Raw genomic sequence first — 13,382 nt, 5'->3', positions numbered from 1 at the left:
TCGCGCCGTTAGCAGCACCGCACCCGGATGCCTTGATTCACCGCAAACAAACCGGCCATGGCCACGCAGCGCGTGACTACAGCATTCATGAGGCGGGTCAACGGAAATTGGTCGGCCTTTGCAATGTTGCAGCGCAATAGTGGTACAATAACGATTCAGGCCGCCGGGGCCTGGTTCGGGTGCCTGTAGCGCCGGGTGCCTGTGGGCCGGGTGCCTGTGGGTCGGGCGAAGCCGCATGACCGTGCTCGTTCCATGCTCCTGGTGCCGATGGCGCGGCGTCGCCACCTGTCTGCGCGCGGTGGCCAAGAAGGGACCGAGCGACGTTTGTCAGGCGGGGCTCGGCTGTGCATGGTCGGCGCAAGGGCCAGGCAAACACCCCTGGCGACAAGGGAAATCGTCCTCGATGGAATTGCTCAACGGATATCGCGTCGTCCAACTCGGGTCCGGCCTCGCCGCGGCGGTCTGCGGCCGGCTGCTGGCGGATGTCGGGGCACATGTCACGCGAATCGCCGACGACACCGCGCCGGGGAATATCGCCGGGGAGACCGTCCCCGACGACGTCATGACGGGAGACGACCTGCTGCGGGCATACCTGAACCATGGCCCCGCCCCCATGACCGACCAAATGGCGCCCGACCAGCTGGCGCCCGACCAGTTGGCGCCCGACCAGCTGGCACCCGGCCACCTGGCGGCAGGCGGTCTCGTAACGGGCGGTCTGGCAACAGGCGACCTGGCAACAGGCGACCTGGCGGCGGCCGACCTGATCCTCGCCGAAGGCAGCCCGGCCAGCCTGCGGCGCGCCGGTCACGATGCCGACAGCCTGCGCCGGCGCAACGCCAGCGCGGTGATCGTGCTGATCTCCCCGTTCGGCCAGACCGGACCGGACGCGGACGCACCCGCCTGCGACCTGACGCTGCTGTTCGCGTCCGGGATCGCCCGCATGCTGACCGGCCAGGTCGACGACCTGGCCGAGGCCCCCATCAGGCCGGTGGGCGAGCAGTCCGCCTTCATCGGCGGCCTCGCCGCTGCCTGCGCGGGCATGCACGCCGCCCTGGCCCGGGCGCCGGCGGTCATCGACGTGTCGATCCAGGAGGCATTGGCCACCCTGGCGATGACGGAGCTCACCAAGGCTGGCCTGGCCGGGAAGGCCTGGTCGCGCCGCCGGACCGGAGACGGCAACGGCGCCACCGTCTGCATCCTGCCCGCCGCCGACGGCTATGCCGCGATCTCCCCGCGGGAGGAGAAGCAGTGGGCGGCCTGGCTGACGGTGATGGGCGATCCCGCCTGGGGGCGGGAGCCGCGCTTCGCCCGCAAGGCCGACCGCGCCGCCAACTGGGATGCCCTGCACCGGCTGATGAGCGCATGGAGCCGCGACAAGCCGAAGCAATGGATCGCCGATGCGGCGCAGGCCGCCCACGTGCCCAGTTTCCCGCTGCGCGAACCGATGGAGCAGCTGTCGACGCCACAGCTGGAGCACCGCCGCTTCTATCGGTCCGGCACCGTGGACGGGCAGGCGCTGCGTCTGCCGGGTGCGCCGTTCGGCGCCGGTTTTCACCACGCGAAGCCGGCCGCCGTGACCGCCGGCCCGCTCCCGTTGTCGGGCATCCGCGTGCTGGATTTCAGCTGGGTGATCGCCGGCCCGACCACCACCCGCTACCTGGCCGCCATGGGCGCCGAGGTGATCAAGATCGAGGCCCCCGGCCGCGGCGATCCCGGCCGCGGGTCGGAACTGCACACGGTACTGGGCCAGGCCAAGAAGGCCATTGTCCTGGACCTGAAAAAGCCCGAGGCGGTGGCGGTGGCGACGGCGCTGGCCGAGCGGTCGGATATCCTGGTGGAGAATTTCGCCACCGGCGTGATGGACCGCCTGGGCCTGGGCGCCGACACCCTGCGCGTGACCGCTCCGGGCCTGATCTACGTCTCGGCATCCGGGATGGGCCGCACCGGCCCGGAGGCCCATGCCGTCGCCTACGGCACGCTGCTGCAATGCTACGCGGGCTTCGCCGGGCTCAACCGCCATCCGGGGGCGGCGCCGCGCGTCGGCATGGCGTGGCTGGACCCGATGTGCGGCCTGATGCTGGCTTTCGCGTCGGCCGCCGCGGTCTGGCAGCGCCAGCGGTCCGGCGCGGTGGCACGGATCGACCTGTCGATGATCGAGGCGATGCTGTGGACCATGGCGGAGCCGCTGCTGCGCGCCCAGTCCGCCGGACCGCCACAGCCCGCCGGCAATACCCACCCCGCCTGGATGCCGCACGGCGCCTGGCCCGCCGCCGGCGGCTCCGCTGCCGAAGGGGCCGACACCAAGCGGGCCGACATCCAGCGGGATGACATCCAGCGGGATGACGCCTGGGTCGCGCTGGCGGCGCCTGACGATGCGGCCTGGCGCGCCCTGTGCGGCGTGGTGCCGGCGCTGTCCGGCCTGCAAGGGCTGGGCCTGGCCGACCGCCAGGCCGCACGGAACCGGATCGACGCCGCGCTGGCGGCCTGGCTGCAAGGCCGCGACGCCGCTTCCGCCGTCGCCACGCTGCGGGCGGCCGGCGTGCCGGCGGCGCAGGCCGCCACCTCGCTGGACCTGGTGCGGGACCCGCATCTGCGCGCCCGCGGCTTCTGGGAAGCGGTCGGGAAGGACGCCGGCGGGGGCGGGGTGCTGCCCGGCCTGCCCTGGGTCGCGGCATTCGGCCGCGCCAACGGCCCCGCCCCGGCGCTGGGCGCGGACACCGATGCGGTCCTGGCCGAGGTGCTGCGGCTGCCACCGTCCGAGATCGCTCGGCTGCGCGCCATCGGCGCGGTGGCGTGACGGCAGCCGGCGCCGACGTTGCACGTCCGTGATGACGGCGCCGGGTGGCGTGCAGCGAAGCAGCCGGCGCGGCGTCCGACCCGCCGCGAGCCTAATCGCCCTGGCGAAAAGCATCGCGGAACCGGTCGGCCGGGCCGTGGGCGCCGGGTGACCGGCTTTCACATGCACCCACCGGACCGGCAGCCGCTACCGCAGCACCGCCTCTGCCCCCTTGATCCCTGACCGGCTGGCCCCTGACCAGCTGGCCCCTGACCCGCTTGACCCCTGACCGCTTGACCCCATACCGGCGGTCAGCGACCCAGCGCCTGCACGATCTCCTCGGTCATCTTCTTTGCGTCGCCGAACAGCATCATCGTGTTCGGCCGGAAGAACAGCTCATTCTCCACCCCGGCATAGCCGGATGCCATGGACCGTTTCACGAACAGCACGGTCTGCGCCTTCTCCACGTCCAGGATCGGCATGCCGTAGATCGCCGACGTCCTGTCGGTCTTCGCCGCCGGGTTGGTCACGTCGTTGGCGCCGATCACGTAGACGACATCGGCGGTGGAGAACTCGTTGTTGATCTCCTCCAGCTCGAAGACCTCGTCATATGGCACGTTGGCTTCCGCCAGCAGCACGTTCATATGGCCGGGCATGCGGCCGGCGACCGGGTGGATGGCGTATTTCACCTCCACGCCTTCCTCTTTCAGCACGTCCGCCATCTCGCGCAGGGCATGCTGGGCCTGCGCCACCGCCATGCCGTAGCCCGGCACGATGATAACCTTGGAGGCGTTCTTCATGATGAAGGCGGCATCGTCGGCGTTGCCGGTCTTCACCGTGCGGTCGCCCGCCGCGCCGCCCGCCGCCGCGGCGGCGCCGCTGTCGCTGCCGAAGCCGCCCAGCAGCACGTTGATGATGCTGCGGTTCATGCCCTTGCACATGATGTAGGACAGGATCGCGCCCGAGGCGCCGACCAGCGAGCCGGTGATGATCAGCGCCAGGTTCTCGATGGTGAAGCCGATGCCCGCCGCCGCCCAGCCCGAGTAGCTGTTCAGCATCGACACCACCACCGGCATGTCGGCACCGCCGATCGGGATGATGATCAGGAAGCCCAGCGCGAAGGACAGCAGCGCGATCAGCACGAACAGGCCGGGGCTGCCGCCCGAGGCGACGAAGCCGATGATCAGCAGCAGCAGCAGGATGCCCAGCGCCAGGTTGAGCGGATGCTGATACTTGAAGGTGATCGGCGCGCCCTTCATCAGCGCCTGCAGCTTGGCGAAGGCGATCACGCTTCCCGAGAAGGTGATGGCGCCGATCGCCAGGCCCAGCGACATCTCGATCAGGCTCTGGGTATGGATGTGGCCGGGCACACCGATATGGAAGGCCTCGGGCGCGGCCAGTGCCGCCGCGGCGACGAACACTGCGGCCATGCCGACCAGCGAATGGAAGGCGGCGACCAGCTGCGGCAGCGCGGTCATCTGGATGCGGCGCGCCACCACGGCGCCGATGCCGCCGCCGATCAGGATACCCACGAGGATCACCAGATAGCCGCTGCCGGCCATGCCGTGGTGCAGCAACGTCGCCGCCACGGCGATCGCCATGCCGATCATGCCGAACCGGTTGCCCTGCTGCGAAGTGACCGGCGAGGACAGGCCGCGCAACGCGAGGATGAACAGGATGGCCGCGATCAGGTAGGCCAGGGAGGTCAGGTTGGGGGACATGGCGGCTTCCCCCTATTGCTTCTTCTTGAACATCGACAGCATGCGCTGGGTCACCAGGAAGCCGCCGAAGATGTTCACCGAGGCCAGGGTGACGGCGATGAAGCCGAACAGCATCGCCCAGCCCGAGGTCGCCAGGCCGGTGGCCAGCATGGCACCGACGATGATGACCGAGGAGATGGCGTTGGTCACCGCCATCAGCGGCGAGTGCAGCGCCGGCGTCACGTTCCACACCACGTAGTAGCCGACGAAGCAGGCCATCAGGAAAATCGCCAGCAGGAAGATGAACGGGCTGACCTCGGGCGCGACCGTCTGCGACACGGTGAAGGCCATGGTCTTGGCGTGGCCGGCCAGCTCAAGGGCCTGGGCGGCGAGGCGCGTCGCCTCGTCGGCGATCTGGTTCGGGTTCATCGATCGGTCTCCGCGCCGTCAGGCGGCCTTGGATGGCAGGAAGTTCGGATGCACGACGGCGCCGCCGCGGGTCAGCATGACGCCTTTGACGATGTCGTCATCCGCGGGCAGGGTCGGCGCCTTGGCGTCCTTGTCCCAGAACGTCGTCAGGAAGGTGAGCAGGTTGCGCGCGTACAGCGCCGATGCGGCGACGCCGATGCGGCTGGCCCAGTTGCGATAGCCCAGGACGGTGACGCCGTTGCCGGTCACGATCCGCTCCCCCGGTACGGTCGCGGCACAGTTGCCGCCGCCGTCGGAGGCCAGGTCGACGATGATGCTGCCGGCCTTCATGCTGTCGACCATCGGTTGCGTCACGATCACCGGTGCCCGCCCGCCCATCACCAGGGCGGTGCAGATCACGATGTCGTTCTTGGCGATCGTCGCCGCCATCAGCTCCGCCTGCTTCTGCCGGAACGACTCGCTCATTTCGCGGGCATAGGCGCCGGTCTGGCCGGCGGTTTCCGCATCCTCCACGCCCACGAAGCTGGCGCCCAGCGACTTGATCTCCTCCTTCGCCGCTGGGCGGACGTCGGTGGCGGAGACGATGGCACCCAGCCGGCGCGCGGTGGCGATCGCCTGCAGTCCGGCGACGCCGGCGCCGATGACGAAGACGCGGGCCGGCGGCACCGTGCCGGCGGCGGTCATCATCATCGGGAAGCCGCGCTGGAACGCCGCCCCGGCTTCGATCACCGACCGGTAGCCGGCCAGGTTGGCCTGGCTGGACAGCACGTCCATCGACTGCGCCCGCGTGATGCGCGGCAGCAGCTCCATCGCCGCGGCATCGATGCCGGCGGCGGCCAGGGAATCCACTAGATCCGGCTGGCCGAAGGCGCCGGCGATGCAGACCAGCAGCGCTCCTTTCGGGATCAGCGCCCTGACATCCGCCTCCGGCATCTGCACCGCGAAGACGATGCCGGCGCCGGACAGCAGGGCCGGCGCGTCGGGCGCGATCTCGGCCCCGGCGGCCTTGAACTCGTTATCCGCAATCGCCGCCGCGGACCCGGCCCCGGCTTCCACCGCGACGGTCAGCCCGAGGGCGATCAGCTTCTTCACTGTTTCGGGGGTTGCCGCGACGCGGGTTTCGGCTTCTCGCCGTTCCTTCAGGACCGCAAGGCGCATCCGTCAGTTCTCCGTCCTGTGTCAGCACATATCCTGCCGTGACGCCAGCTGCATCCGGCATGTCCGTTTCGGCAAGCAATGCACCTGCCCCCAAACGGGTGCAAGGGGGCAGGTGCAAGCGGGTGGGGCAAGGGCTGGCGGGGGCAAACGGCGTCAGCGGTTCTGCCAGTTCGGCTTCCGTTTCTCGGCAAACGCCTTCGGCCCTTCGATATAGTCCTGGCTTTCCAGGTTCTCCTGCTGGGCCGGATAGACGGTGCGCATCGCCGTTTCCAGCGCCTGCTCGTCCAACCCCCGGTAAGCGGCCTGTTTCGAGGCGCGCACCGCTTTCGGGGAGCATTCGAGGATTTGCGCCGCCCAGCGTCTGGCGCCTTCCAGCGCCTGGCCCTGCGGCACGACCTCGGTCACGAAGCCCAGCTCGAAGCCTTCGCGGGCGGAGACGCGGCGGCCGGTCAGGATCATGCCCATGGCCTTCTTCATGGGGATCATGCGCGGCAGCCGGTGCACCCCGCCGCCGCCGGCGATCAGCCCCACGCGGGGTTCCGGCAGCGCGAACGTCGCGTTCTCGGCGGCGATGATGATGTCGCAGGCCAGCGCCGTCTCGAACCCGCCGCCCATCGCCCAGCCATTGACCGCCGCGATCAGCGGCTTCCACAGGTCGAAACGGTGGCAGATGCCGGCGAAGCCGCGCGGACCGTTCGGCCGCCGCTTGCCGGCGGCCTGTACCTTCAGGTCGTTGCCGGCGGAAAATGCCCTGTCGCCGGCGCCGGTGATGATGCCGACCCACAGGTCGTCGCGGGCGGCGAATTCGTCCCACACCGAGGCCAGCTCATCATTCGCGTCGGCATGCAGCGCGTTGTAGACCTCGGGCCGGTTGAGCGTGACGATGCGCAGCGGGCCCTGATCCTCGACGAGGCAGTACTGGTAGGCCATCAGCCGATCACCGCCTGGGACCTCAGGTCGTCGACCGACTTGGCATCCAGCTTCAGCCAGTCATGCAGTACCTCGGCGCCATGCTCACCCAGCAGGGGCGCCGCCTTCACCTTCGGCGTATCGCCGCCGAAACGGACCGGCCAGCCGCTCATGACGTAATCCCCGACTTTCGGATGCGCCATGGTCTGGCGGATGCCGCGCTGCTCGAAGGTCTTGTCATTGGCCAGCTCCATCGTGTCCATCACGGCGCCGGCCGGAATGGTGGCGCTACCGACCAGGCGCATCGCCTCGTGCTTGTCGTGCTGGCGGGTCCAGGCGGAGACGATGGCGTCCACCTCCTCCCGCCGGGCGGTGCGGGCCTCGGGGGTGCTGTAGTTGGCATCGCCGATCAGGTCGTCACGGCCCATCACCCGCAGCAGCCGGTTCCAATGTTCCGGGTTCGCCGCGCTGGTGTAGATGTAGACGTAATCATTCGGCCCGCCGCCCTTGCACGGGTACACGCCGATCGGCGGATTGCCGCCGCCCACGGTCTTCGAGCCGGCGCGCGGGGCCGGCTTGCCGGTGCGTTCCATGAAGGTGAAGGCGTTGCGGATATAGTGCAGGATCGAGTCCTGCATCGCCAGTTGCAGATGCTCGCCCTGGCCGGTGCGCTGCTTGCGGATATAGGCGCCGAGGACGGAGATCGCCATCAGCATGCCGGTGCCGGTATCGCCGATCGTGGCGCCGGGCTTGCAGGGTGGCCCGTCCTCCTCCCCGGTGATCGACATCAACCCGCCGCAGGCCTGCGCGATCATGTCGAAGGCGAGATTTTTCTCGAACGGGCTGCCGGTGCCGAAGCCCTTCACCTGGCAGTAGATGATGCCGGGGTTGATCGCCTTGATGACGTCATAGCCCAGGCCAAGCCGTTCGATCGCGCCGGGGGCGAAATTCTCGATCATCACGTCGGCCTGCCTCGCCAGGTCCTTCACCACCTGCAGGCCGCGCGGGTCCTTCAGGTTGACGGCGATGGAGCGCTTGTTGGCGTTGTATTGCAGGAAATAGAAAGCATCCTTGTCGGACTTGCCGCCGACGGAGCGGCCGGGATCGCCGACGCCCGGATTCTCGACCTTCACGACATCGGCGCCCATCCAGGCCAGCGCCTCGGTGCAGGAGGGGCCGGCCTCGAACTGGGTCAGGTCGAGGATCTTCAGTCCGGTGAGGCAGTTCTCTCCGCTCATGGCTTGGCTTTCCTCTGCTTGGTGATTGGCCGGGAGGCTAGCCCGGGGTGCGGGGGGTGTCGAGGGCGGCGGGCCGGGTCGAGGGGGACAAGGGGCTGGCACCTCTCCAAGCTCAGGCGCCAATGCCGGAAGATCGAGCGGCGCGAATGGTGAGCAGAGCTGCTTGAAACCCTTCTCCCTCAACCGACCGGCACCTCCAACGCGCCCGCCCGTTCCCGTTCGCGGATCAGACGCTCGAACGCGCGCAGTCGTTTGTAGACGGAAATGAGCTCGATGATCGTCGCCCAGGAATTCACCAGATACTGAAACGATGCCTCCACCCGCCCGAATGCCCGCACCACCTGCTGCATCAGCCCCAGCGTGATCCCGCCCGCCACGACGGTGGGCCCCAGCGCCACATAGGGCACCAGCACGCCAACCTGCAGATAAGACCATTTGGCGACGTCGAAATACATGTAGTGAAAGAACATCCGGAAATTGTTACGCCGGACATGGCCGAACAGCTGCGTCAGCAGAGGGCCGTGCGCGCGCTGGTGATCGTCCTCGCCGTGCACCAGCTCCTTGCGATAGGCCGCCTCGACCAACTGGTTCTGAAATTCCAGCCCCGGCAGCTTGAAGCCGATCAGCGCCAACGCCACCGTCCCCGCCAGGGCGAACACGATCGCCACCCAGACCAGCGCCTGGTTCACCGGCCCGATCCAGGGCAACTCCTTCACCTGCGCGGAAAATCCCCACAGGATCGGCAGAAAGGCGAACAGCGTCATCACCGAGCGGACGAAGCTGATGCCCAGCCCCTCCATGATGCGGGAGAAGCGGGCGGTATCCTCCTGCACCCGCTGCGACGCGCCCTCGATGCCGCGCACCAGCGGCCAGTATCCGGTGTAGAAGTCGGTCATCGCGGTGCGCCAGCGGAAGATGTAGTGCTTGACGAAGAAATCCGTCAGCACGCCGATCACCACGTACAGCCCGGCGATCCAGCCAAAGGTGGCCAACTGGGCGAAATACTCCGCCATGGTGATGGAGCCCGGACTGCCCAGCGCCTTCTGGATCAGGTTGTAGAACGCGCCGAACCAGTCGTTGATCTGCACATCCAGTTCGACCTTGTACCAGGTCGCGAACAGGATCAGCGCGCTGCCGGGGACGGACCACGGAAACCAGCGCTTCGTCAAAAAGAAGGTTCGAAACACGTGAAGTCCCTGCTGTTATACGCCGGACATGCTGGACTGCCGCGCAGGCGTGTTACAAGCGGAAGCAGCGGATGGCAGCGACGGACGGAGCCGGACGGATCGCGGCGCCTGTCCCGCGCGCGATGGCCTATACCGGCAGCCGGATACAGGCGCGCAGACCGCCCAGCGGACTGTCTTCCAGGAAGATCTCCCCGCCATGGGCGCGGACGATGTCGCGCGCGATGGTCAGGCCCAGGCCGGTACCGTCGACGGACCCGCTTTCGAACGGGCGGAACACGCTCTCCCGCCGGTCGACCGCGATACCGGGCCCATCGTCATCCACCGTGACCAGGACCGATCGTCCCTGCTGCACCGCGGCCAGGACAACATGGCGGGCATGGCGCCTGGCATTGTCGATCAGGTTGGTGATCGCCCGCTTCATGGCGTCCGCCCGCAGCTTCAACGTCACCGGTTCCGGCACGTTCAGATCCAGGTGCGTGCCCGCTCGGCGTGCCCCCGCGGCGATGTCGTCCAGCAGGGACCCCAGATTGACCGCTTCCGCCTGCTCCGTCCCCTCGCCCCGAGCGAACGCCAGATAGGCGCCGATCATGCGGTCCATCTCCTCGACATCAGCGGTCATCTCACTGACATCCTGTTCCAGCTCCGGCGTGCGCGGCAGCATCGCCAGCGCCAGCCGCAGCCGGGTCAGCGGCGTGCGCAGATCATGGGAGACACCGGCCAGCATCTCGGTCCGCTGCGCCAGGAAGCGGCGGATGCGTTCCTGCATGCGGTTGAAAGCGGTGGCCGCCTGCCGCACCTCGGACGCCCCTTCCGGCCGGATCGGCCCCACGTCGCGGCCGCGGCCGAATGCCTCGGCTGCCCTGGCAAGGCGGCGGATCGCGCGGACCTGGTTGCGCATGAACAAGGCGGCGATGGTGAACAGCAGCAGGGCAGTGCCGACCAGCCAGCCGACGAACAGCCAGATGGTTCCGGTGGCCAGGCGCTTGCGCGGCGCTTCCACGTCCAGCACGCCGTCAGGCAGCTGCAGGCGGATCAGGACGGTCTGCGGGTTGTAGCTCCAGTCCATCGTGAACGGGATCTTGAACTTCTCATGCAGCGCGGCCTCCAGGTCGTCGTCCATCGGCCCGATGACATTGACCCGCCGGTACGGCTCCAGCACCGCGCCGGGTTCCAGCTTCATGTCGGTGATGAACTGGCGCTTCGCCAGCCGCAGCACCATGTCGCGGTCGGCCTGGTCCGGCATGTTGTTCATCAGGTCGATGACGAAGGCGATCTCCCCGGCGATGGAGCCGGACAGGCGGCGGGACACCAGCCCCAGATGGCTGCCGTAGAAGATCTGCAGGGCGACGGCCTGCACGATCACCAGCGGCACCAGCATGATCAGCAGGGTCCGCCCCAGCAGCGACTGGGGCATGAAGCGCTTCAACCGGTGGCTGTACGGCAGCCGGACGCGCACGGCTCAGATTCCCGGCTTCAGGATGTAGCCGCGACCGCGGACGGTGTGCAGAAAGCGCGGCTCCTTCGGATCGACCTCGATCTTGCGGCGCAGCCGAACCACCTGCACGTCAACCGCGCGTTCGCCTGAATCGTCCATCTGCAAGGCCTCGGCGATCTCCTCCCGCGACAGCACCTCATTCGCCTTGCGGGCGAGCGCGGTCAGCAGCGCCGCCTCGCCGCCGGTCAGCCGGATCGTGCCGGAGGCGTCGCGCAACTCCCCGCGTTCGACGTCGAACTCGGCCGTGCCGATACGGATCGGCCCGGCCGGCGTGTCCGACGCCGGCGCCGGAGCGGCCCGGCGCAACAGCGCGCGGATGCGCAGCACCAGCTCGCGCGGCTCGAAGGGTTTGCCCAGATAGTCGTCGGCGCCGGCCTCGAACCCGGCGATGCGGTCCTCGGGGGCGCCGCGCGCGGTCAGCAGCAGCACCGGCAGATCGCTGTACTGGCCTTCGGTCCGCAGCGACTGCATCAGGTCCAAGCCGCTTTCACCCGGCATCATCACATCCAGCACCATCAGGTCGGGGTTGATGGCGCGCAGCCTCGCGCGTGCCTCGGCGGCGTCGCCCGAGGCGGTGACACGGAACCCCTCGCTCGCCAGGAATCGCGCCAGGCGCTCCCGCAGGCGGGGATCATCCTCCACAACCAGGATATGGCTATCGTCCACTATGCGTCCTCGGCCGATCCGGTCCCGTCTACATAGGCGCGGGCACCCTCATCCATCAGGGCCCGCAGCACGGCGCGGAACCCGTCCACCGCCTGCGGGCCAGCCTGGCGATACGCCCGGCCGAGCAGATCGCGCTGCGATTCGAACAGGCGACGCTCCAGCGCCTGGCCTTTTTCCGTCAGGGTCAGCAGGCGCAGCCGCCGATCCTGGTAGCCGGGCGCCTGGCTGACATAGCCCTCATCGACCAGCAGGTTCAGCACGCGCGCCAGCGACTGCTTGGTGATACGCAGGATCGCCAGCAAGGCGGAGACGGTCAGCCCAGGATTGCGGCCGATGAAATGCAGCGCCCGGTGATGCGCCCTGCCCAGTCCCAGCTCCTCCAGCACCTTGTCGGCGACGGTGGTGAAGTCCCGATAAGCGAAGAACAGCAGATCCTGCGCCAGTCGCATCTGCGCGTCACTGATATCCAGCACGGGGGCCGGCGGCGGCCGTTTCGCCGGCGGCGCAAACCGGTCGTCGGGGCGGCGCTTCAGCATGGCAGCCATACGGTGGAAAAGGGTCGCATATAGGTCAGCATTATTGACTTAACTATGCGTGCGTTTTAAACCGACGACGCTGCACGAAAGAAGATTGCGAGGAACCCTGGTCATGGCGCTCATTCCTTTCGACGACCGCGACGGATGGATCTGGCTGGACGGCCAGCTCGTGCCGTGGCGGGACGCTCGGCTGCATGTTTTATCGCACGGCTTGCACTATGCCAGTTCGGTGTTCGAAGGCGAACGCGCCTATCGCGGCAACATCTTCCGCCTGCGCGATCACACGGAGCGGCTGCTGAACTCGGCGCGGCTGCTGATGTTCGAGATCCCGTATACGGCCGAGCAGATCGACACGGCCTGCAGGCAGGTGCTGGAGGCGAACGGGCTGACCGACGGCTATGTCCGCCCGGTCGCCTGGCGCGGCACGGAGCAGCTGGCGGTGTCGCCGTCCGGCACGACCATCCACACCGCGATCGCCGCATGGCCCTGGCCCAGCTATTTCGAGGGCGAGCGGATGGCCGGCATCCGCATGATGGAGGGAACCTGGCGGCGGCCGCCCCCGGACACGGCGCCGACTCAGTCGAAGGCCAGCGCGCTGTACATGATCGGCTCGCTGAACAAGCTGCAGGCAGAGCAGGCGGGCTATGCCGACGCGCTGCTGCTGGACTGGCGCGGCTACGTCGCCGAGGCGACCGGCGCCAACATCTTCCTGGTGATCGACGGCGAATTGCACACCCCGTCCTGCGAGGCGTTCCTGGACGGCCTGACGCGCAAGACGGTGATCAGCCTGGCGCGGCGGGCGCAGATGAAGGTGGTCGAACGGCACATCCAGCCGGCCGAGCTGGCCCGGGCCACGGAAGTGTTCGTGACCGGCACCGCCGCCGAGGTGACCGCGGTGCGGGAGATCGGCGACCACTGCTTCACCCCGGGCCGGATCACCGAGGCGCTGATGCAGGGCTATGACGACCTGGTGCTGTGCTCGCCCGAGGCAGTGGATCGCGTGGTCGCTGCCTGATCCTGACAGCAAGCGGCGCTGAAACTGGTTCATGGAGCGGGCCGCCCTGTCACCCGGCCCTCATTCCAGCGTGGAACCGCGCTTCTTCAAAGGCGTGGGTGGGCCGGCGCCCGCCATGACCGGACAGCTGGAGTCCCGCCACCGCGATAGGGGTGACCGGCCGGTGGATGGCGGGCCGCGCCCCGATTGACCGATGCACCGTGCTGCGGTGTTGTGCCGGCGATCCGGCCGGCGCGGCCGGCGCGTCAGCATCGGCGGGATGCCGCCCCAGCG

11 protein-coding genes are annotated in these 13,382 nt (G+C 68.6%); 2 read left to right on the top strand and 9 right to left on the bottom strand.

Annotated elements, in window-relative coordinates; genetic code table 11:
* Nucleotides 1–403 precede the first annotated feature (403 nt).
* A complete protein-coding gene (locus VHC04_RS16180; RefSeq protein ID WP_325683124.1) occupies nucleotides 404–2,797 on the top strand; it encodes a CaiB/BaiF CoA-transferase family protein in 2,394 nt (797 codons plus the stop codon).
* 290 nt (nucleotides 2,798–3,087) lie between these two features.
* Here the strand turns inward: VHC04_RS16180 and VHC04_RS16175 are convergent, their stop codons facing one another.
* The 9 genes from VHC04_RS16175 to VHC04_RS16135 all read right to left on the bottom strand — a co-directional run bounded on the left by VHC04_RS16175 (nucleotide 3,088) and on the right by VHC04_RS16135 (nucleotide 12,094).
* Nucleotides 3,088–4,497: an NAD(P)(+) transhydrogenase (Re/Si-specific) subunit beta gene (locus tag VHC04_RS16175; RefSeq protein ID WP_325683122.1), complete on the bottom strand. Its 1,410-nt coding sequence runs from the start codon at nucleotides 4,495–4,497 to the stop codon at nucleotides 3,088–3,090.
* A gap of 12 nt (nucleotides 4,498–4,509) precedes the next feature.
* Entirely contained in the window at nucleotides 4,510–4,905 is a 396-nt protein-coding gene (locus VHC04_RS16170; protein WP_325683120.1) for an NAD(P) transhydrogenase subunit alpha, read from the bottom strand.
* 18 nt (nucleotides 4,906–4,923) lie between these two features.
* A complete protein-coding gene (locus tag VHC04_RS16165) occupies nucleotides 4,924–6,063 on the bottom strand; it encodes a Re/Si-specific NAD(P)(+) transhydrogenase subunit alpha (protein ID WP_325683118.1) in 1,140 nt (379 codons plus the stop codon).
* 153 nt (nucleotides 6,064–6,216) lie between these two features.
* Nucleotides 6,217–6,993 (bottom strand): enoyl-CoA hydratase-related protein, encoded by a 777-nt coding sequence (locus tag VHC04_RS16160; RefSeq protein ID WP_325683116.1) that lies wholly within the window; start codon nucleotides 6,991–6,993, stop codon nucleotides 6,217–6,219.
* Nucleotides 6,993–8,210, bottom strand: a complete 1,218-nt coding sequence (locus VHC04_RS16155; protein WP_325683114.1) for a CaiB/BaiF CoA transferase family protein — start codon at nucleotides 8,208–8,210, stop codon at nucleotides 6,993–6,995. The genes VHC04_RS16160 and VHC04_RS16155 overlap by 1 nt, the downstream gene beginning before the upstream one ends.
* Before the next feature lie 179 nt (nucleotides 8,211–8,389).
* Nucleotides 8,390–9,397 (bottom strand): putative transporter, encoded by a 1,008-nt coding sequence (locus tag VHC04_RS16150; protein WP_325683112.1) that lies wholly within the window; start codon nucleotides 9,395–9,397, stop codon nucleotides 8,390–8,392.
* Between the two features lie 127 nt (nucleotides 9,398–9,524).
* A complete protein-coding gene (locus VHC04_RS16145; protein ID WP_325683110.1) occupies nucleotides 9,525–10,853 on the bottom strand; it encodes an ATP-binding protein in 1,329 nt (442 codons plus the stop codon).
* 3 nt (nucleotides 10,854–10,856) lie between these two features.
* Complete coding sequence (locus tag VHC04_RS16140) at nucleotides 10,857–11,558, bottom strand: response regulator (protein WP_408903824.1); 702 nt, start codon at nucleotides 11,556–11,558, stop codon at nucleotides 10,857–10,859.
* Complete coding sequence (locus VHC04_RS16135; protein ID WP_325683108.1) at nucleotides 11,558–12,094, bottom strand: MarR family winged helix-turn-helix transcriptional regulator; 537 nt, start codon at nucleotides 12,092–12,094, stop codon at nucleotides 11,558–11,560. Before VHC04_RS16135 ends, VHC04_RS16140 begins: the two co-directional genes overlap by 1 nt.
* A gap of 112 nt (nucleotides 12,095–12,206) precedes the next feature.
* Here VHC04_RS16135 and VHC04_RS16130 point away from each other — a divergent pair, with 112 nt between their 5' ends.
* On the top strand, nucleotides 12,207–13,109 hold the full coding sequence (locus VHC04_RS16130; protein WP_325683106.1) for a branched-chain amino acid aminotransferase: 903 nt from the start codon (nucleotides 12,207–12,209) through the stop codon (nucleotides 13,107–13,109).
* The last annotated feature ends 273 nt before the right edge of the window (nucleotides 13,110–13,382 follow it).

The organism is Rhodopila sp. (assembly GCF_035548095.1).
Taxonomy (GTDB): domain Bacteria; phylum Pseudomonadota; class Alphaproteobacteria; order Acetobacterales; family Acetobacteraceae; genus Rhodopila.
This window is presented reverse-complemented; position numbering and strand designations above follow the sequence as displayed.

Coding starts and splice junctions, on each gene's coding strand:
- VHC04_RS16175 (WP_325683122.1), bottom strand. CDS start 4,497: ATGTCCCCCAACCTGACCTCCCTGGCCTACCTGATCGCGGCCATCCTG.
- VHC04_RS16170 (WP_325683120.1), bottom strand. CDS start 4,905: ATGAACCCGAACCAGATCGCCGACGAGGCGACGCGCCTCGCCGCCCAG.
- VHC04_RS16165 (WP_325683118.1), bottom strand. CDS start 6,063: ATGCGCCTTGCGGTCCTGAAGGAACGGCGAGAAGCCGAAACCCGCGTC.
- VHC04_RS16135 (WP_325683108.1), bottom strand. CDS start 12,094: ATGCTGAAGCGCCGCCCCGACGACCGGTTTGCGCCGCCGGCGAAACGG.
- VHC04_RS16180 (WP_325683124.1), top strand. CDS start 404: ATGGAATTGCTCAACGGATATCGCGTCGTCCAACTCGGGTCCGGCCTC.
- VHC04_RS16155 (WP_325683114.1), bottom strand. CDS start 8,210: ATGAGCGGAGAGAACTGCCTCACCGGACTGAAGATCCTCGACCTGACC.
- VHC04_RS16160 (WP_325683116.1), bottom strand. CDS start 6,993: ATGGCCTACCAGTACTGCCTCGTCGAGGATCAGGGCCCGCTGCGCATC.
- VHC04_RS16130 (WP_325683106.1), top strand. CDS start 12,207: ATGGCGCTCATTCCTTTCGACGACCGCGACGGATGGATCTGGCTGGAC.